Origin of the sequence: Allokutzneria sp. A3M-2-11 16, assembly GCF_024213555.1 — a bacterium.
In the GTDB taxonomy this organism is placed as follows: domain Bacteria; phylum Actinomycetota; class Actinomycetes; order Mycobacteriales; family Pseudonocardiaceae; genus Allokutzneria.
Window position 1 is genome coordinate 103,026 of sequence record NZ_JANAVO010000010.1, and the last position, 19,786, is coordinate 122,811.

General features: G+C 69.5%; 16 protein-coding genes. 7 read left to right on the top strand and 9 right to left on the bottom strand.

All coding sequences use genetic code 11. The features are described 5' to 3' along the window. Positions 1-609, bottom strand: a complete 609-nt coding sequence (locus tag NLX83_RS32545) for a TetR/AcrR family transcriptional regulator (RefSeq protein WP_254239068.1) — start codon at positions 607-609, stop codon at positions 1-3. Positions 610-689: 80 nt separating this feature from the next. On the opposite strand from NLX83_RS32545, the gene NLX83_RS32550 reads away from it, so the two are divergent. Beyond that, on the top strand, positions 690-1,424 hold the full coding sequence (locus NLX83_RS32550; protein ID WP_254239069.1) for a 3-oxoacyl-ACP reductase family protein: 735 nt from the start codon (positions 690-692) through the stop codon (positions 1,422-1,424). A gap of 30 nt (positions 1,425-1,454) precedes the next feature. Here the strand turns inward: NLX83_RS32550 and NLX83_RS32555 are convergent, their stop codons facing one another. From NLX83_RS32555 to NLX83_RS32570, 4 genes are all read right to left on the bottom strand, one after another. After that, positions 1,455-1,847, bottom strand: coding sequence for a hypothetical protein (locus NLX83_RS32555; RefSeq protein WP_254239070.1), 393 nt, complete (start codon positions 1,845-1,847; stop codon positions 1,455-1,457). Then, on the bottom strand, positions 1,844-2,563 hold the full coding sequence (locus NLX83_RS32560; protein ID WP_254239071.1) for an SDR family oxidoreductase: 720 nt from the start codon (positions 2,561-2,563) through the stop codon (positions 1,844-1,846). The genes NLX83_RS32555 and NLX83_RS32560 overlap by 4 nt, the downstream gene beginning before the upstream one ends. Positions 2,564-2,585: 22 nt before the next feature. After that, on the bottom strand, positions 2,586-3,476 hold the full coding sequence (locus NLX83_RS32565; protein ID WP_308209420.1) for an RNA polymerase sigma-70 factor: 891 nt from the start codon (positions 3,474-3,476) through the stop codon (positions 2,586-2,588). Between the two features lie 164 nt (positions 3,477-3,640). Continuing rightward, positions 3,641-4,462, bottom strand: a complete 822-nt coding sequence (locus tag NLX83_RS32570; protein ID WP_254239072.1) for a LuxR C-terminal-related transcriptional regulator — start codon at positions 4,460-4,462, stop codon at positions 3,641-3,643. 94 nt (positions 4,463-4,556) lie between these two features. On the opposite strand from NLX83_RS32570, the gene NLX83_RS32575 reads away from it, so the two are divergent. The 4 genes from NLX83_RS32575 to NLX83_RS32590 all read left to right on the top strand — a co-directional run bounded on the left by NLX83_RS32575 (position 4,557) and on the right by NLX83_RS32590 (position 13,769). Further along, positions 4,557-6,245, top strand: coding sequence for an AMP-binding protein (locus NLX83_RS32575; protein WP_254239073.1), 1,689 nt, complete (start codon positions 4,557-4,559; stop codon positions 6,243-6,245). Between the two features lie 106 nt (positions 6,246-6,351). Continuing rightward, positions 6,352-9,051 (top strand): ATP-binding protein, encoded by a 2,700-nt coding sequence (locus NLX83_RS42435; protein WP_256564784.1) that lies wholly within the window; start codon positions 6,352-6,354, stop codon positions 9,049-9,051. A 32-nt stretch (positions 9,052-9,083) separates the two neighbouring features. Then, positions 9,084-12,857: a DNA gyrase subunit A gene (locus tag NLX83_RS42345; protein WP_254239074.1), complete on the top strand. Its 3,774-nt coding sequence runs from the start codon at positions 9,084-9,086 to the stop codon at positions 12,855-12,857. Between the two features lie 174 nt (positions 12,858-13,031). Then, positions 13,032-13,769, top strand: a complete 738-nt coding sequence (locus tag NLX83_RS32590; protein ID WP_254239075.1) for a VOC family protein — start codon at positions 13,032-13,034, stop codon at positions 13,767-13,769. Here NLX83_RS32590 and NLX83_RS32595 read toward each other — a convergent pair. After that, positions 13,729-14,937, bottom strand: a complete 1,209-nt coding sequence (locus tag NLX83_RS32595) for an RNA polymerase sigma factor (protein ID WP_254239076.1) — start codon at positions 14,935-14,937, stop codon at positions 13,729-13,731. The genes NLX83_RS32590 and NLX83_RS32595 overlap by 41 nt on opposite strands. A gap of 25 nt (positions 14,938-14,962) precedes the next feature. Further along, positions 14,963-15,118: a hypothetical protein gene (locus tag NLX83_RS32600; RefSeq protein WP_254239077.1), complete on the bottom strand. Its 156-nt coding sequence runs from the start codon at positions 15,116-15,118 to the stop codon at positions 14,963-14,965. 444 nt (positions 15,119-15,562) lie between these two features. Between NLX83_RS32600 and NLX83_RS32605 the strand changes: the two genes are divergently transcribed. Continuing rightward, the gene (locus NLX83_RS32605; protein ID WP_254239078.1) at positions 15,563-16,438 is read left to right on the top strand and encodes a winged helix-turn-helix domain-containing protein; all 876 of its coding nucleotides are present in this window, start codon (positions 15,563-15,565) and stop codon (positions 16,436-16,438) included. Positions 16,439-16,577: 139 nt separating this feature from the next. Next, on the top strand, positions 16,578-17,555 hold the full coding sequence (locus NLX83_RS32610; RefSeq protein WP_254239079.1) for a lantibiotic dehydratase: 978 nt from the start codon (positions 16,578-16,580) through the stop codon (positions 17,553-17,555). An 18-nt stretch (positions 17,556-17,573) separates the two neighbouring features. On the opposite strand, the gene NLX83_RS32615 is transcribed toward NLX83_RS32610, so the two are convergent. Both NLX83_RS32615 and NLX83_RS32620 read right to left on the bottom strand, forming a co-directional pair. Next, positions 17,574-18,326, bottom strand: a complete 753-nt coding sequence (locus NLX83_RS32615) for a class I SAM-dependent methyltransferase (protein ID WP_254239080.1) — start codon at positions 18,324-18,326, stop codon at positions 17,574-17,576. 28 nt (positions 18,327-18,354) lie between these two features. Then, positions 18,355-19,608, bottom strand: coding sequence for an FAD-binding oxidoreductase (locus NLX83_RS32620; RefSeq protein WP_254239081.1), 1,254 nt, complete (start codon positions 19,606-19,608; stop codon positions 18,355-18,357). Between the last annotated feature and the right edge of the window lie 178 nt (positions 19,609-19,786).

Sequence of the window (19,786 nt, forward strand, 5' to 3'; positions counted from 1 at the left end):
TCAGGAGGCGGCCGTCACCGTGTCCCACGCGGTGACGGCCGCCTCCGCGACGGCGGACAGCGACGCGGCGTCGGCGCCGTCGCGCGCCTGGATCGACAGGCCCTGGAGAACCGCGTTGTAGAACGCCCCGACCTTGGCCGCGTCGGTTCCCGCGGGCACGTCCCCTTCGGCGATCCCGCGTTCGACGCGCTCGCGGAAGGACTGCTCGGTGCTGCGGCGCATTTCCGCCAGGTGGTCCCGAACTCCCTCGCTGCGGTCGGTGTAGGTGTTCGCCGCGAGCACGATCATGCAGCCGGTCGGCGTCGCGGGGTCGATGTAGGCGCGCACGTTGGCGCGCAACACTTCCGCCAGCGCCTCGCGCGCGGTCGGCTGCTCTCGCAAGGCTCTCGCGGTGTGGGAGCCCTCGGTCCGGCCGTAGTGGGCGACCGCCTCGCGGAAGAGCTGTTCCTTGCAGCCGAACGCGGAGTACAGGCTCGGCGAGTTGATCCCCATCGCCGAGGTCAGGTCCGTCAGCGACGCGCCCTCGTAGCCGTGCTCCCAGAACACCACCATCGCGCGGGCCAGCGCGGTCTCCCGGTCGAACGCGCGCGGGCGACCCCGTCCCGGCATCGGCCGCCTCCCTTTTTGTAGTGATCGGCACGAATGTACTACCCTATTTGTGTATCGACCGCTACAAAATGGGAGCCGACATGCTCGCAGGTAAGAAAGCACTGGTCACCGGGGGTAGCAGGGGGATCGGCGGTGCCATCGCGCTCCGGCTGGCCGAGCTCGGCGCGGACGTCGCGATCACCTACGCCAGCGCCAAGGACCGGGCCGAGGAGGTGGTCGGGCTGATCACCGCGACGGGGCGGCGCGGCCTGGCGATCGCGGCGGACAACACCGACTCGGCCGCGGTCGTGGACGCGGTCGACCGGACCGCCGCCGAGCTGGGCGGGCTGGACATCCTGGTCAACAACGCCGGGATCTTCCCGAGCGGCCTGATCGGCGAGGTGACCGAGGAGGAGATCGACCGCACGCTCGCCGTCAACACGCGCGCGGTGTACGTCGCCAGCCAGGCGGCGCTCAAGCACATGACCGAGGGCGGCCGGATCATCAGCATCGGCAGCAACCTCGCCGAGCGCGTGCCGTTCCCCGGGGTCGCGCTGTACGCCATGAGCAAGGCCGCGCTGCTCGGCTTCACCCGCGGCGCCGCGCGGGACCTCGGCGACCGGGGGATCACCGTCAACCTCGTGCAACCGGGCTCCACCGACACCGACATGAACCCCGCCGACGCCGCGGGCGCCGACCACCAGCGCGCGCTGACCGCGCTCGGCCGCTACGCCGACCCCCGCGAGATCGCCGAGACCGTCGCGCACCTCGCGGGACCGGGCGCCCGCAACATCACCGGTTCCTTGATCACCGTCGACGGCGGCGCCAACGCCTGACCGCCGCACTCCGCCCGGGTGGGCCCGTCTTCAAGACGGGCGCACCCGGCTGAACACCACGGAGTAGAGCAGTGCCAAGGGGATCAGCACGCCCAGCCCCAGGAGCACGGTCTGCCAGAGCGCGGCGCCGAAGGTGTAGCCCTCCAGATGGAACGCGTGGAACACGAAGTGCGGCAACGTGAACACGAGGTTCGCGGCGAGCGCGGTGCACACGATCCGCCGCTCCATCGTCACCGCCGCGACGACGAGCACGAACACGTAGGCCAGCGTCAACGCTCCGACGTCGCGCATCAGGTGCTCGTTGTACGGCGGGAGCATTGACACCCAGGGGCCGTGCTCGTAGAACACCCGCGGCAGGAACAACTGCGTGGCTCCGGCCAGCCCCTGACCGACGGCCAGGAAGATCAACCCCGCGCGGATCACAGGTACTCCTCGAAGGTGATCCGACCGTCCGCGTGCTCGGGGGTGAGGTTGAAGCCCGCCCGGTAAGCGCGGAAAGCCTTGCCCGGCAAGCGAATCGGGACGATGCGGCGACGCCTCCCTGCCAGGTACGAGCGGGCCAGGTCCGCCGCTTCGCGAACCTCCGGCCCGCCGAAGTCCGGCGCCCGGCCGATCGGATCGCCGAGCGCCAGCTCGACCAGGCGCGCCGCGACATCGCGGACGTCGACCGGCTGGAAGCGGAGATCCGGCACGAGCACCAGCGGGAGCTTCGCGAGGCCGGAGAAGACCCGCCGGAGCAGATCGTGGAACTGCGTCGCGCGCAGGATCGTGTGCGGGACCGCGCGCACCACCTCCTCGCTCGCGAGTTTCCCGTTGTAGTAGCCGAAACGGATGCGGTCGACACCGACGATGGACACGTGCACCAGGTGGCGGCAGCCCGCGCGCCGGACCGCGTCGACCAGGGTCTTGGTCGCGGTCACGTCCCGCTTGCCCCGCAGCGTCGTCGCGCAGTTGATCACGGTGTCGACGCCGTCGAGCGCGGCGTCCACGCCCGAACCGGTCACCAGGTCCGCGACGACGTGTCCCGGACCTGGACGGCGGCTCATGACGCGCGGTCGGTGGCCGGTTTCTCGCAGGTGTGCGACCACGGCGCGGCCGAGTGTTCCCGTGCCGCCCGTGACGAGGATCGATGTGTTCACACTCCCTTGAACCGGCGAGCCGTCAGTTTTGTGACAGCTGCTTCGCCAGGAAGGTCAGCTTCGCCGGATTCGCCAGGATGCTGAGGGCGACGACGCGTTCGTCGGCGACCTCCAGGACGACCACGCCGGCCACCACGCCGTCGACCCGGAACACCGCCGCTGCCGCGCCGTTGACCTCGGCCGGCTCCAGTGTGATCACGCCTGGGGGGATCTTGGTGAAGCCACCCGCGAGGTAGCGCGCGACGCGGTCCCGGCCCAGGATCGGGCGGCGTGCCATGCCGACCTGACCGCCGCCGTCCGCCCGCGACGTCACGTCCTCGGCCAGCAGGCGCTCCAAGCTCGGCAGATCCCCGTCCCGCGCCGCGGCCAGGAACCGTTGCACGAGCTCGAAACGCTGTCGCGGATCTGCGTCGAAACGCGACCCGCGGGTACCGACGTGCTCGCGGGCGCGGCGGTGGAGCTGACGGCAGTTCGCCTCGGAGAGGTTCAGGATCTCCGCGATCTCCCGGTGGCTGTAAGCGAACGCCTCGCGCAGCACGAACACGGCGCGCTCGGTCGGGGTGAGCCGTTCAAGCAGGACGAGCAGCGCCATCGACACCGAATCCCGCTGCTCAGCCGTCTCCAGCGGGCCGAGGGCGCCGTCCGTGGTGAGGATCGGCTCGGGCAACCAGGGGCCGACGTACCGCTCCCGCCGCACGCGCGCCGAGGTGAGCCGGTTCAGGCACAGATTGGTGACCACCTTGGTCAGCCACGCGGGCGGGGAGCCGACCGCGTCGCGCTTCGCGCCATCCCAGCGCAGGAACGCGTCGTGCACCACGTCCTCGGCTTCGTGCGCCGAGCCGAGCATGCGGTAGGCCATGCCGAACAGCCGTGACCGTTGCCGCTCGAACTCCTCGACCGCGCTCGTCTCCACGACCTCAAGCCTGCCACCGGAGTACCATCGCGCCGTCTCCACCCCGTGCCCCGCAACCTCCGCCGGAGTGGTCTAGAGAACCCCGTTTCGTACTCAACGCCGCCTTTTGGAGCGCTCCAAAACCCGCTAAGAGTACGAAACGGGAAAAAAATGGCGGCTGTGCGTCAGGGGAGGAGGCCCGCCCGGCGCGCCGCGACCACGGCCTCGCCGCGACCGTGCACGTCGAGTTTGCGCATCGCCTCGCGGAGATAGCTCTTCACCGTCTCCGGGCTCAGGCACAGCCGCCGCGCGATCTCCGCGTTCGCGCAACCCGTCGCCACCCACGTCAGCACGTCCAGCTCGCGCGAGGTCAGCCGGACCGACGACGCGGGCGGGGGAGAGGTCAGCTGGTCGCAGACCCCGTGCAGCTCCGCGCGCAGATCGTGGTCGGGCGTCCGCTGCGCGATGAGCCGCAGCTCCGCGTGGGCCTGGCGGACGGACTCCCACTCCGCACCCCACCGCCTGCTGCGGTCGGCCTCGTGCAGCCGCCGGACGCGCTCGTCGACCTCGTCCTGCACGACCAGGTCCTGTTCGAGCGTGCGGGCGGCGTCGACGACCGAGCTCATCACCCGGTCACCCAGCACCGTGCTGGTCCTGGACGCCGTGTACAGCACCGCGCGCACCTTGCGCCGCACCACCACCGGCGCGGCGACGACCGACCGGATGCCCTCCGCGTTCACCACGGCGTCGTAGTCGTGCGTGATCGTCAACGCGGTGGCGTAGTCGTTGAGCGCGATCACCCGGCCCAGCGCCAGCACCTTGCCGCCAAGCCCCACCCCGGGCTCCACGCTGAACCCGCGCAGCACGTTCGTGACCGTGCCGACCTGCTCGGTGAGCTTCAGCCTGCCCTGCGCGGCGAGGGTGCCGCCGAGCGCGATCGGCAGCCCGGTCTCCCTGCGCAGCTGGAGCAGAGCTCCCCGGACCGCGGCCCGATGGTCCCCGGTCACGCGATCACCTCCAGTTCGCTTCACCCCCGGACGGGGGTGGTGAGGCGGTGCGGGCTGATTCAAAGATCCTACGCAACACCCGAGGGGAGCTCACATGGTCCGTACCGCCGCAGGCAGGGCGTTCCGCGAGGCGCGGGACTTCCTGCTCGCGCACGCACGCGACCTCGACACCGCGCGCGCCGGTTTCAGCTGGCCGCGGCTCGACGAGTTCAACTGGGCGCTGGACTGGTTCGACGCGATCGCCGAGGGCAACGAACGCACGGCGCTGTGGATCGTCGAGGAGGACGGCAGCGAGGGCCGCTGGTCCTTCACCGAGCTCTCCCGCCGGTCCAACCAGGTGGCGAACTGGCTGCGGGACAACGGGGTCGAGCGCGGCGACCGGATCGTGCTGATGCTCGGCAACCAGGTCGAGCTGTGGGAGACGCTGCTCGCCGCGATGAAGCTCGGGGCCGTGGTCATCCCCGCGACCACCCTGCTCGCCGCCGCCGACCTCCGTGACCGCATCGATCGCGGCGCGGCCAAGCACGTGATCGCGCGAGCCGCCGACGCGGACAAGTTCGCCGACGTGCCCGGCGACTACACCCGGATCGCGGTGGGTGAGGAGACGCCCGGCTGGTTCTACTACCGCGACTCCCACCACTCGGACGTGGTCTTCTACCCCGACCGCCCCACCAAGGCCACCGACACGCTGCTGCTGTACTTCACCTCCGGCACCACCGCGCAGCCCAAACTGGTCGAGCACACCCACGTCTCCTACCCGGTGGGCCATCTGTCCACTATGTACTGGATCGGCCTCGTGCCCGGCGACGTGCACCTCAACATCTCCTCACCGGGGTGGGCCAAACACGCGTGGAGCAACGTCTTCGCGCCGTGGAACGCCGAAGCGACGGTGTTCATCCACAACTACTCCCGTTTCGACGCCGCGCGGCTGCTGACCGAGATGCAGCGCTGCGGGGTCACCAGCTTCTGCGCCCCGCCCACCGTGTGGCGGATGCTGATCCAGTCCGACCTCGGCTCCCTGCGCACCCCGCCCGCCAAGGTCGTCGGCGCGGGCGAACCGCTCAACCCCGAGGTGATCGACAAGGTCCGCGCCGCCTGGGGCGTGACCATCCGCGACGGCTTCGGCCAGACCGAGACCACCGTGCAGATCGCCAACACCCCCGGCCAGCCGGTCAAACCGGGCTCCATGGGCCGCCCCGTCCCCGGCTACACCGTCGCACTGCTCGACCCGGTGACCGGGCGGGCGGGCGACGAGGGCGAGATCTGCGTCGACCTCGCGCGGCGCCCGCTCGGGCTGATGACCGGCTACCACGGCGACCCCGGGCGCGACGCCGAGGTCATGCGCGACGGGTACTACCGCACCGGCGACGTCGGCTCCCGCGACGCGGACGGCTACATCACCTACGTCGGCCGCACCGACGACGTGTTCAAGGCATCGGACTACCGCATCTCACCCTTCGAACTGGAAAGCGTGCTGCTGGAGCACGAGGCCGTCGCCGAGGCCGCCGTCGTCCCCGCACCCGACCCGGTGCGCCTGGCAGTGCCCAAGGCGTACGTGGTGCTCTCGGCGGGCTGGACCCCGGACGCCGCCACCGCCGAGGCGGTCCTGCGGTACGCCAGGGAGAACCTCGCGCCGTACAAGCGCGTCCGGCGGCTGGAGTTCACCGACCTCCCCAAGACCATCTCCGGCAAGATCCGCCGCGTCCAGCTCCGCGGCCAGGAAACCGGCGAACGCCGCGCGGAGGAGTACCGGGAGGAGGACTTCCCAGCTCTCCGGGGGTGATCCGGGGTTGACTGTCAGGGGTGTTGGGCATCATGCAGTGCCAAGCGGCTACTGAAGTATGTTAAGCCGCTGGTAAGCCTGCCCACCGCGCTGCATAGTCCACGCCATGACCCGGGAGAGCGACCCTGTGACTGCCGAGACCCTCTACGGGGCCGACGACCTCACGCACCTCGAAGGTCTAGAGGCGGTCCGCAAGCGACCCGGCATGTACATCGGCTCCACGGACAGCCGCGGCATCAACCACCTCTTCAACGAGATCGTCGACAACTCCACCGACGAGGGCATCGCCGGGCACGCGGGCAAGGTCGTGGTCACCCTGCACGCCGACGGCAGCGTCCAGGTCGACGACGACGGCCGCGGCATCCCCACCGGAACCCACGCCCGCTCCGGCCTCTCCGGCGTCGAACTGGTGATGACCAGGCTGCACGCGGGCGGCAAGTTCGGCGGCTCCGGCTACAAGACCTCCGGCGGCCTGCACGGCGTCGGCGCCTCCGCGGTCAACGCCCTGTCGCACCGCTTCGACGTCACCGTCAAGCGCGACGGCAAGGTCTACCAGATGTCCTTCGCCCGCGGCGTCCCCGCCGTGTTCGACGGTCCCGGGCCGAAGGCCAAGTTCACCAAGCAGTCCGGCCTCACCGTCGCCGGGAAGATGAAGCGGAACGAGCGCACCGGCACCTCGATCCGCTACTGGTACGACGCCCGCTACTTCGAGAACGGCGCGGCGCTGGACGTCGAGGCCGTGCGGACCAAGCTGCGCAACACCGCCTTCCTCGTCCCCGGCGTCACCTACGTGCTGCGCAACATCACCGAGGGCGCCATCGAGGAAGAGAAGTTCCACTTCCCCAACGGCCTCGCCGACATGGTCGACTTCCTCGCGCCCGCGGGCGACCGCCCCGTCTCCGGCACCCTGCTGGTCACCGGTGAGGGAACCTACTTCGAGAACGCCGCCGACGAGAACGGCGTCATGCGGTCCAAAGTGGAGCGTCACGCCGAGGTCGAGGTCGCTTTCCGCTGGGGCACCGGCTACGAGCGCACCGTGGAGTGCTTCACCAACACGATCCGGAACGTGCACGGCGGCACCCACCGCAAGGGTTTCGACCGCGCCGCGGTGAAAGCGTTGCAGGAAGCCATCTCCAAGACCCGCGGACTGCTCAAGCCCAAGGAGGACCCGCCGACCCTGGACGACGTCCTCGAAGGCATGACCGCCGTCATCCACGTCCGGCTGCCCGAACCGCAGTTCACCTCGCAGACCAAGGACGAGCTGTCCACCGCGGGCATCACCAAGGTCATCCAGGGCATCATCGAGCGGCACATCAAGGCGTGGACCGAGGACAAGAAGACCAAGACCGAGGCGAAGACGGTCCTGCAGAAGATCGTCGACGCCGCCCGTGTCCGGCTGACCCAGAAGCAGCAGAAGGACGCCGCGCGCCGCAAGACCGCGCTCGAAGGCGCCGCGATGCCGCCGAAACTCGTCGACTGCCGCACCACGGGTGTTTCGCGAAGCGAACTTTTTCTCGTGGAGGGCGACAGCGCCCTCGGGTGTTTTACCGGCGACACGATGGTCGCGCTCGCCTCTGGGAAGAGCAGGTCCTTCGCCGACCTGGCCGATGACTGGGCGCAGGGGATCACGCACTTCGGCTACACCACCAACAAGGCCGGGCGCGTGGTCGTCGCGCCACTGGTGGAACCACGACTCACCAAGCGAAATGCCGCGCTGGTCCGCGTCACGCTCGACAACGGCGAGTCGGTGCGGTGCACGCCAGACCACCTCTTCCGCCTGCGGGACGGCTCCTACCGCCGCGCCGACGCACTGGCGCCCGGCGACTCGCTGATGCCTCTGTACCGCTCGCTCTCCTCGAAGGCTGCGAGCGACAAGCTCGACGGGTACGAGCGGGTCTGGATGAACGACCGCGAGGAGTGGGTGTACACGCACTACCTCGCGGACGCGTACAACCTGCGCCGCGGCCTGGACAGCGCCGACAACGGCAACGTCCGACACCACGTCGACATCGACAAGCGCAACAACGATCCGCGGCGCGAGGCCGTGTCGCTGGCCAACCACCGTGTCGTTTCCGTTGCGCCCCTTGCGGAGACGGCCGACGTCTACGACCTGACGGTCGACGACTACCACAACTTCGCGCTCGAAGCCGGGGTGTTCGTGCACAACAGCGCGCGCATGGCCAGAGTCTCGGAGTACCAAGCACTTCTGCCGTTGCGCGGCAAGATCCTCAACGTGCAGAAGGCCAGTCTCGGCGACACGCTGCGCAACGCGGAGATCTCCTCCATCGTGCAGGTGCTCGGCGCGGGCAGCGGGCGCACCTTCGACCTGACGCAGATGCGCTACGGCCGAGTGATCCTGATGGCCGACGCCGATGTGGACGGTTCGCACATCCGGACGCTGCTGATCACGTTGTTCGCCAAGTACATGCGGCCGGTGATCTCCGACGGCAGGCTGTTCGCGGCCATGCCGCCGTTGCACAAGATCACCACCAGGGGCCGCAACCCGCAGACGATCTTCACCTTCACCCAGCGGGAGATGGAGACCACCCTCGCGAAGCTGGAGAAGTCCGGCAAGCAGGTCGTCACCCCGGTGCCGCGGTTCAAGGGCCTCGGCGAGATGGACGCCGACGAGCTGTGGGAGACCACGATGAACCCGGCCACCCGCTCGGTCCGGCGGATCACGCTGGACGACGTGGAGGCCGCGGAGCAGGCGCTGGAGCTGCTGATGGGCGAGAAGGTCGAACCCCGGCGCGCGTGGCTGGTCGAATCCGCCGCCCGCGTGGACCGCGCGGCGATCGACGCCTGAGAACAACCCGAGACACGGAGAGCGCTGAAGCTATGGCACGCCGCAAGGGCCCCACCACCAAGGTCGACCCCACCGCGTTCGACCGGGCGGGCGCGCAGGTCTTCGACAACCCGGTGAAGACCGAGATCGAGGACTCGTACCTGGAGTACGCCTACTCGGTCATCCACGCCCGCGCCCTGCCCGACGCGCGGGACGGCCTCAAGCCGGTGCACCGCCGCATCCTGTATTCTATGAATGAGCAGGGATATCGCCCGACTCATGCTTACGTAAAGTCTTCTCGTGTCGTAGGCGACACAATGGGCAAATACCATCCACATGGTGACACCGCCATTTACGACGCGATGGTGCGCCTTGCTCAGGACTTTTCCCTGAATACTCCGCTCATTGATGGGCACGGAAACTTCGGTTCTCCGGACGACGGTCCGGCCGCATCGCGTTACTGCGTTGTCGGTGACACCAGAATCCGTCTCGCCGACGGTTCCAGCGCGCGCATCGCCGACGTGGTGAACCTGCCTGCGGACTCCGAGGCGGACGCCGACTTCGAGGTGCTCGACAAGGACGGTAAGGCCGTCCGGGTGAACAAGGTCTTCAACTCGGGTGTGCATCCGACGCTGAGCATCACGTCGAAGTCCGGGTTCTCCCTGCGCGGGAGCGAGAACCACCTGGTCCTGTGTCTGGAAGCGCCGATGGGCGTGCCGTTGTTCCAGTGGCGCAGGCTCGACGAGATCCAGCCGGGCGCCGTGGTCTGCGTCGCTCGCAACGCCTGGTCGCAGGTGGTGCCGACCGCTCGGGAGTACATGCTCGGCGTCCTCGGCGGAGCGTGGGTGTCCGAGGGGTGGGCCAACGAGAACCGGGCCGGGTTCAACAACACCGACGACCATTTCTTCGGTGAGGTGTTGCACGCCTACGATCAGATTGTCGGTGGAAAGCGTTACGTCTCTCAACGGGAGACTCGGCGTGACCGCAAGCGAATCCAGGAACTCGACATCCAGGACTACGCGGGCGGGATGGATGCATTTCGGGCGAGCCCGCTCGCTGAGCTGATCGGGCACCAAGCGCGTGACAAGTTCATTCCCGAATTCGTCTGGAACGGCGGATGGGGTGTCAAGCGCGCGTTCCTGATGGCGGCGTTCGAAGGGGACGGCGGCCCGCGCGTCGCCAAGGACGGCTTCACGATTCACTACAGCACCTACAGCGAGCGTCTCGGCCGTGAGATGCAGGAGATGCTCGCCGAGTTCGGCGTGACCGCACAGCGCCGCCAGTACGTCCGGCCGAGCGGTTCGATCGAGTTCCGGCTGATCATCTCGGGGCTGCGCAACGTCCGGGCTTTCGTCGAGCGGGTGGGCTTCCTCAAGACCAAGCAGGACAAGCTCAAGGCGCTCCTCCGGCGTTCGCCGCTGCGGCCGCACCGGCTCAGCCGGGACCACGTGCCCTTCGTCGCCGACTACGTTCGCGGTGCATTGGACTTCGACCGGCGCGGCAGCGGCCGGAAGTGGTTGACCACGCACAACTTCGACCGTGTCGAGCGGTGGGAGACGGAGCGGCTGCGGATCATCGACCGGATCAAGGACACCGAGGTGCTCCGGACGATCCTGCCGATCATGGACTCTGGCTACCGTTTCGAGACGGTCGTCGAGGTCACGCAGGAAGAGCCCGCCGAGGTCTATTCGGTGCGGGTGGACTCCGAGGACCACTCGTTCCTGGCCGGTGGGTTCGTCAACCACAACACCGAAGCACGCATGTCGCAGGAGGCGATGCTGCTCGTCGGGGAGCTGGGCGAGGACACCGTCGACTTCCGGCCGAACTACGACGGTTCGCTCATGGAGCCGACCGTGCTGCCGGCGGCCTTCCCGAACCTGCTGGTCAACGGCACCTCGGGGATCGCGGTTGGCATGGCCACCAACATGATCCCGCACAACCTGGGCGAGGTCATCGCGGCGGCGCGGTGGCTGATCTCGCACCCGGACGCCTCGCTGGACAAGCTGATGGAGTTCATCCCGGGCCCGGATCTGCCGACCGGCGGGATGCTGCTCGGGCTGGACGAGGTGCGCCGGGCGTACGAGACCGGGCGCGGCGTGGTGCGGATGCGGGCGAAGGCCGAGACCGGGCCGCTGGAGGGCAGCCGGGGGCGGCAGGCGATCACGGTGACCGAGCTGCCCTACGGCGTCGGGCCCGAGAAGATCATCGAGAAGATCACCGACGAGGTGAACAAGTCCAAGCGGCTCACCGGGATCGCCGATGTCAAGGACCTGACCGACCGGGAGAACGGCACCCGGCTGGTGATCGAGTGCAAGGTCGGGGTGAACCCGCAGGCGCTGCTGACCGACCTGTACCGGCTGACCCCGCTGGAGCAGTCCTTCGGCATCAACAACCTGGTGCTGGTGGACGGGCAGCCGCGGACGTTGGGGCTCAAGGGTTTGCTGGAGGTCTTCCTCGACCACCGCTACACCGTGGTGCGGCGGCGGACCTCCTACCGCAAGCGCAAGCGCGAGGAGCGGCTGCACCTGGTCGAGGGCCTGCTGACGGCGCTGCTGGACATCGACAAGGTGATCAAGCTGATCCGCGGCAGCGAGAACGCGCAGGAGGCCAAGGACGGCCTGATGCGGCGCTTCAAGCTCTCCGAGATCCAGGCGAGCTACATCCTGGACACGCCGCTGCGCCGGTTGACCAAGTACGACAAGGTCGAGCTGGAGACCGAGCAGAACCGGCTGCGGGCCGACATCGCCGACCTCTCGCGCATCCTGGACAACGAGGCGGTGCTGAGGAAGCTGGTCTCCGCGGAGCTGGCGAAGGTCGCCCGCGAGCTGGCCACCGAGCGGCACACCTCGCTGATCGACGGTGACCTGAAGGAGGTGCTGGCGGCCTCGCGGGAGTCCGGGCCGCTGGAGGTGGCCGACGACCCGTGCCAGGTGATCCTGTCCGCGACCGGCCTGGTCGCCAGGACCGCGGCGGAGTCGGAGGAGGCCACCGAGGCGCGCAGGCGCAAGGGCCGCGCGAAGCACGACGTGGTGTCCGCGGTGGTGCACACCACGGCGCGCGGGCAGGTGCTGCTGGTGACCAACCACGGGCGGGCGTACAAGATCGAGGTGTTGCCGCTGCCGGTGCTGCCGGAGCAGGTCGGCACGGTCTCGCTCAGCGGGGGTATGGCGGCGCGCGAGCTGGTGCCGCTGGAGAAGGGCGAGAAGGTCATCGGCATCGCCCCGCTGGGGGAGCGCAGCGAGGGGTCGCCGGGCCTGGCGATCGGGACGAAGCAGGGCGTGGTGAAGGTGTGCGCGCCGGAGTGGCCGGTGCGGTCGGACGAGTTCGAGATCATCGGCCTGAAGGACGGCGACGAGGTGGTCGGCGCGAGCTGGCTGACCGACGGGGAGGAGACGCTGACCTTCGTGTCCTCGGACTCCTCGCTGCTGCGCTACTCCGCGTCGCTGGTCCGCCCGCAGGGGCTCAAGGGCGGTGGGATGGCCGGGATCAACCTGGGCGCAGACGCGCACGTGGTGTTCTTCGGCGCGGTCCGCACCAACGACGACGAGCACGGTGAGCCGATGGTGGTCACGGCTTCCGGTCAGACGGCGAAGGTGACGCCGTTCTCCGAGTACCCGGCGAAGGGGCGGGCGACCGGCGGGGTCCGTTCGCACCGCTTCCTCAAGGGGGAGAAGGCGTTGTTCCTGGCGTGGGTGGGACCGCGTCCGGCGGGTGCCTCCGACAACGGTTCCGCGGTCGATCTGCCCGATGTTGATCCGCGCCGCGACGGTTCCGGATCTCCCCATCCGGGGCCCGATGTGGTCGGTCACCTCATCGAGCGCGACTGACCCGCCGCATTTCTCCCGTTTCGTACTCATAACGGGAATTGGGAGCGCTCCCAATTCCGGTAGGAGTACGAAACGGGAATCCGCGCTGGATGTGATGGGGGTCACATGCGGTGGAGGTCGAGGAAGGAAAGGCGGATTCGACGTCCCGGGTGAAATCGACCTGAGGAGGACGTCATGATCGCTCTCGGCAGCATCCTGCTCGGCAGCGCGCACCCGGAGCGCCTGCGCGACTGGTACCGCGCGGCGTTGGGCTGCGAGCCCCGCGAGGACGGGTTCATCGACTACGGCGGTGTCTCGCTGCTCATCGACGGCCGGGACGACGTCGCGCCCGCGACCGCCGAACCGGGGCGGGTGATCCTCAACTTCCACGTGGAGGACGCCCGCGCGGTGGTCGCCCGGCTCGACGAGCTCGGCGTGGAGTGGCTGGCGCGCCTGGAAGACCGTGGCCCGGGGCTGTTCGCCACGCTGGTCGACCCGGACGGCAACTACGTCCAGGTCATCCAGATGAGCGAGGAGTACCTGGTCTCGCGGGGGTACAAGCAGCCGCGCAGCCTGCACAGCGCCGCGCCGTTCAGCGGCTTCTCGGTGGACGACATCCCGGCCGCGAAGGCGTTCTACACCGAGGTGCTCGGACTGAAGGTCACCGAGGAGCACGGCATGCTCCACCTGCACATCGACAGCGGCGAGGTCCTGGTCTACCCGAAGGACAAGCACGTGCCCGCGGAGTTCACGGTGCTGAACTTCCCGGTCGCCGACATCGACGCGGCGGTGGACGAGCTGACCGCGCGCGGGGTCACGTTCCTCCGCTACGAAGGCGTTCCCGCTGATGGGAAGGGCATCGTCCGCGAAGGCGGCCCGCAGATCGCGTGGTTCACCGATCCGGCCGGGAACGTGTTGTCGGTGCTCCAGTGAGCAGGTCGACCCGTTCGCTGAGGTAGCGGCGCTCGGGTTCGCTCGCGGTGCGCTCGGCGGCCCTGCGGTAGCAGGCGAGCGCGGCCTCCTGGTCGCCCGCCTGCTCCAGCAGGTGCCCGCGCACCGCGCTGAGCCGGTGGTGGCCTGCGACCCGCGGGTCCTCGTCCAGCGGGGCCAGCAGGTCCAGCCCGGCCCGCGGACCGTCGACCGCCGCCACGGCCACCGCGTGGTTGAGGGTGATCATCGGGTTGTCGGTGAGGTCGGTCAGCAAACCGTAGAGCGCGACGATCTGCGGCCAGTCGGTCTCGTCCGTACCGGGCGCCTCGGCGTGCACCGCGGCGATCGCCGCCTGCACCTGGTAGGGCCCGATCACGTTGTCCTGCAAGGACTGTGTGATGAGCGTGGTGCCCTCGGCGATCAGCGCGCGGTCCCACAGCAGCCGGTCCTGCTCGGCCAGCGGGACCAGGGTGCCGTCCTGGCGCGTGCGCGCCGCGCGCCGTGCCTCGGTGAGCAGCATGAGCGCCAGCAGGCCGGTGACCTCGCCGTCCTCCGGCAGCGCCCGGTGCAGCAGGCGGGTCAGCCGGATGGCCTCCGAGGTGAGGTCGGCGCGGCTGACCCGGTCGCCGCTGGACGCGGTGTGGCCCTCAGTGAAGATCAGGTACAGCACGCCGAGGACCGGGGCCATGTCCTCGGGGGCCGCGAACGCCGCGCCGCGGACGCGCTGCTTGGCACGGCTGATGCGCTGGGCCATCGTCGTTTCCGGCACCAGGAAGGCGCGGGCGATCTCCGCCGTGGTCAGCCCGCCGACCGCGCGCAGCGTCAGCGCGACCTGGGAGACCTGGCTCAGCGCCGGGTGGCAGCACAGCGCCAACAGTTCCAGGGTGTCGTCATCGGCCGGGATGTCTTCTGGGACAAGGGGTTCTTCGAGTGCGGCCACGGTGGTCTCACGCCGACGCCTGGCCTCGTCCTGCCGCAGCAGGTCGGTCAGTCGGCGTGAGGCCACCGTGATCAGCCACGCGCGGGGGTTGTCCGGGACACCCTCGCGCGGCCACTGGGTGGCCGCGGCCAGCAGGGCTTCCTGCACCGCGTCCTCGGCGAGGTCGAAGTGGCCGTACCGGCGCACCAGCGCCCCGAGGACCTGGGGGGTGAGTTCGCGCAGCTGATCCACGCGCGGGATCGTGCCACGCGCGCGGTCAGAACCAGTGCGCCCGTCCGCCGACGCGCCGCCCGGCCCCGCCGAGGACCGCCAGCACCAGGCCGATGACCAGCAGTGCGACCCCGATCTGCCACAGGATCGAGATGTTGGCCAGGAAGCCGATCAGCAACAGGATGACTCCGAGGGTAATCACGCGTTCGCCTCCTTGAGGTTCTGTCGTGCTCCGGGGGTTCACCGGCCGCATGATCAGCCAAACCTCACTGGTCCCCTCGGCCCAAGGTCGCTGCGTCGTCCGGGTGAGGCGTCGCCCTCAAGATCCTTTTTGTCCCGGTAAGGGCTTTCCGGCAAATGTGTTACCGATGGGCGACGGGCGGGTAGAAAAATGATTCACATTACCATTGTTTCCATTGTATTCGTTATGTATGTCCCCCTGATTCACTGTCGCGGCCGACCATTCTTCTAGCTTGAGGTGGACTTGATGCTTCGACTTCGACTGAGCGCTCGGACGCTGCAGTCGGTCAGCTTTTCCGCTGGCCCGCTGCCCATGGTCGAGGTTATTGGCGCTCTTCACCGTCTTCGTAGAATTGCCCGGAATTCCGATAAGGCACTCTACGAGTGGAGTTTGCCCGCTGTAGCCATGCCGCTTTTCGACCTTTTCACCGCCCGCGGTGAGGTCCCCGGCTTCCTGCTGTCCGCGCGTCCCGACATGGGTGCCGCGCTGGCGGAGATCGGAGCCTGCCCGCCGTCCCGCATCCGGGCCGACCTGCTCGCGGTCTTCGCTGGCGAGCCCGCCGCCCAGTGGGTGCGCGAGCTCGCGGGCGGCTGCCCCCGGGCCAGGGCCGCCCTGCTCGCCGCGCTCAACGCCGCCTACCGCACGCTGGTCGAGGCGCGCTGGCGGGAGATCGAGTCCGCGGTGCAGTCCGATCTCGCGCAGCGCGGGCACGTGCTGCTGCGGATGGGGCTGGCCGAGGTGCTCTCCACGCTGCCCGGCACCGTCCGGCACCGCGACCAGATCCTGGAGGTGGACTCGCCGGTCGAGCGCCTGCTCACCGTCGAGGGCGGGCTGCGCTTCGCGCCGTCGCTGCTGATGACCCACCCCGTCGTGCTGCCGGCCGCCCCCGGCGACGTGCCGACCGTGGTCTACCCGGCCGCGCCCGCGCCGGTGCGCTCCAGCAAGACCAGCCAGGACGTGCTGTCGGTGGTGCTCGGCGCCAGCCGGGCGGAGGTGCTGCGCGCCTCGGTCCAGCCGAGGGGCACCACCGAGCTGGCCCAGTACGCCGGGGTCAGCCTGTCCTCGGCCTCCGAGCACGCCACCGCGCTGCGCAACGCCGGTCTGATCATGACCGCGCGGGCGGGCCGCAAGGTCCGGCACACCGCGACCGCGCTGGGCATGTCCCTGGTGGCCGCGTGCGATCCCGGCCAGGTCCGGCCCGCCGCCTCCTCCGGTTCGGTCGAGCTGCTCTCGACGCTGCCCGACCCCGTTCGTCGGATGGCCGCGGGCAGAGGACGGTGAGGCCGCACCCCCAAACTGTCCATTGTGGAGCATCAAAGATGTGTTTCGGGGAGCGCCGAAACGGTGGACAGCGGTTCCGGGCGTGGATCTACTGGCCCGGTCGGCAGACGCAATCCGAACGTGGGGAGCGGCAAGCGAGATGACGGCCGCCATGCCTTGTGTTGACCAAGCCGCGTCGTTGCGGATCGCCGCGTTCCCGGTCAACGGGCCCGCAGGCGCGCTCGACGCCTTCAGCAGCCCCGACTGCGCGCAGACCGTGGACGGCCACCTCGCCGGACAGGTCAGCGAGGAGCTGGCGACCAAGGCCTATGAGGAGGCCGCGCTGACATCAGCGGCCGCGGTGTACCAGGTCGCCGTCGACCCGGGATTCCGCGACGCGGTCGGCGGCGGTGACGCGATGCTGGACCGCGCGCTCAGCAACCTCGTCGAGTCCGGAGTGGACGGTCCGCGCAACCGCGCCTACCGGCGTGACGCGGAACTGGTCGCGAAGTACTGGCAGCGCTACTGCGCGAAGACCGAGTTCGGCGGCGCGCGCCCGGTCGAGCTCCTGGAGTCTCCCGAGCGGGTCATCGCCCGGTCGGACGGCGGTTTCGCCTTCGGCAGCACCCTGCTCGACGAGCTGGCGCCCGCCTTCGACGCTGCGGGCCGCCGCACCGGGGTCGGCGTGCACCTGTGCGCGGCGAGCCTGGACGAGCTGAACGCGGGCGAGTACCTGGCGGTGCTCAACGATCCGACGGTCACCGGTGCGTCCGGCGGGCACACGCCGAGGATCACCGAGGGCCGGGTGGTGACCCAGCGCGCGACGTGGCACACCACGATCGCGGAGAGCGGGCTCGCCGAGGTGGTCGGGCCGAAGGAGCGTTACCTCGCGACGCGCCGGTGGCGAGCCGAACTCGGCCTGCCGGAACAGGTTTTCGTGGCGCTCTCGGACGCGACGAAGCCGATGTACGTCGACTTCACCAGCCCGATCTTCACCGCCGTCCTGTGCACCGCGCTGCGCGCGTGCGCGGACCACGACGTCGCGGTGACGATCACGGAGGTGCTGCCGGGACCCGGGGACGCGTGGGTCGCGGACGCGGAGGGCCATCGCTACCTGTCGGAGCTGCACATTTTCTGAGCGGGCATCCTCTGACGATCACACCTCGCGGCGGGCCTCGACCAGGAAACGCTGCGAGTGCGCGACGAACGAGCCGTGCTCGGCGATGTGCTCGTGCATCGCGCGGAGCCGGTCGCGGTAGCCGTCGACGGTGAACCCGGGGACGGTCCACAGCACCTTGCGCAGGAAGTGCACCACCGCGCCGACGTCGAAGAACTCCGCCCGCAGCGACTCGTGCCGCAGGTCGACCACGGTGAGCCCGGCGGCTTCGGCCTCCTCGCGGGCGCGGTCGGTGCTCCTGACCTGGCTGACCGGCTGCGGTCCCATCATGAAGTCGGTCAGCTCGCGCATCGTGCCCGCGCCGACCTGCTGGGACAGGTAGCTGCCGCCGGGGCGCAGCACGCGGGCGATCTCCGGCCAGATCGTGACCGTGGGGAGCCTGCTGACGACCAGCTCGAACGAGGCGTCGGGAAAGGGCAGCGGTCCCTCGTCGGGGGCCTCGACCACCTTGCCGCCCAGGGGCTCCAGGTTGCGGCGGGCGACCGCGAGGTTCGGCGGCCACGATTCGGTGGCGGCCAGCGCCGCCGGGGCGCGCGGGATCGTGGCCAGCACCTCCCCGCCGCCGGTCTGCACGTCCAGCATTGAGTCCACAGTGGACGAACGCTGACCGATCAACCGGGCGTAGCCCCAGGAGGGGCGCTGCTCGGTGGCCCGGCCCTCGAACCAGGAGAAGTCCCAGCCGTCCAGCGGGACGGCGTCGCCCTCCGCAACCAACTCCTCGAAAGTCGCCATGCCGGGCAGGCTCCAGTACGACCGCCGGTCATGCAACCTGATTGATCCGCGCCCGCAGGTCGCGCAGGCGGAGCAGGTCGCACGGCTCGTGCGCGTCCTTCGCCGGTGTGCCGTAGACGAAGTTCAGCGAGCTCCCGATCGTCCACGGCCGCACGACGTCGAAGACCTTCTGGAGTCCGGAGTGGACAGTCTCGGGATCGGTCCCGTCCAGCGGTGCGATCAAGCGCAGGATGTACTGCGCCGCACGGTGTCCGACCGCGTTCGGCACTTCTGGCTCGCGGGCGAGGGCGCCACCGAGATGTCGAATGTCCACAATGTACTGACCGGCGAGCGTGAGCACGTCGCGCAGCGCGTTCGCGTCCAGCTCGGTGAGCAGCACGTTGTCCCCGAGATAGCCGTGGGGCTGCGTCGGATCGTTGTAGATCGACCCGGCCTCGCTGAACGGCAGCTCGCCGAGCTTGTCGATCACTCGGGGACCGAGTTCGCGCAGCGGCGCCACCAGGCGGTCACCGTCCTCGCCGGTGTAGGCGATCCGGACGTGCGCGACGTACCGCCCGCGCAGCGGCTCGGGGAACATCGGCAGATCCGGCATGGAGTACACGCCGACCGAGGACGTCAGCTGCTCCGGAACCGTTGCGCTCCAAGCGAGATAGCCGCTCACCGCGTCCGGGACCCGATCGAGGTCGAAGTACAGCCCGCCACCGTAGATCGTGCTCACCGGCACGAGGTCGACCTCGATGCCCGTCACGACGCCGAAGCCGTCCCGGGCACCGCGCAATGCCCAGAACAGGTCCGGTTCGCTGTCCGCGGTGACACGCACCATTCGGGCGTCCGCGGTGACCAGCTCGATGACCCCCACGTGGTCCGCTGCGTAGCCGAATTCCCTTGCCAGCAAACCGATCCCGCCACCCAGGGTGTAGCCGATCGCGCCGACCTCCGGTGCGCTGCCGCTGAGCGGGGCCAGCCCGTGCGGCGCGGCGGCGTCGATCACGTGCCGCCACTGGGCGCCCGCCTCGATCCAGGCGGTGCACCGCTCCGCGTCCACCCGCACGCCCGTCATGGCGCGCGTGGAGATCAGCAGGTGGCCCTCGGTCACGCCCGCTCGCCCGTGCCCGGTGGCCTCGACGCTGATCGCCAGGTCCCGGTCCGGGGCCAGTGCGACCGCGGCGCGCACGTCCTCAGCGGTCCTCGCGGCAATGATCACCGCGGGGCGCTGCTCGAAGGCGGTCTGGAAGCCCGCGCGCTCGGTGTCGTAGGCGGGGTGGTCCGGGGTGATCTCCATGCCTCCAGCCTGCGGACCGCTCAGCCAGAAGTCCAAGATTTAGTCGTGCTCGATGTTAGAAGGACTGGTTATCGCTTGCCGGGGAGTCGGTCAGCCGGGGGCAGGAAGCGGTAGTGGCATGCCCGGCAGGCTGGAACATTGTTCCGGCGAATGTCGCCGCATTTCATTCAGTCGTGAA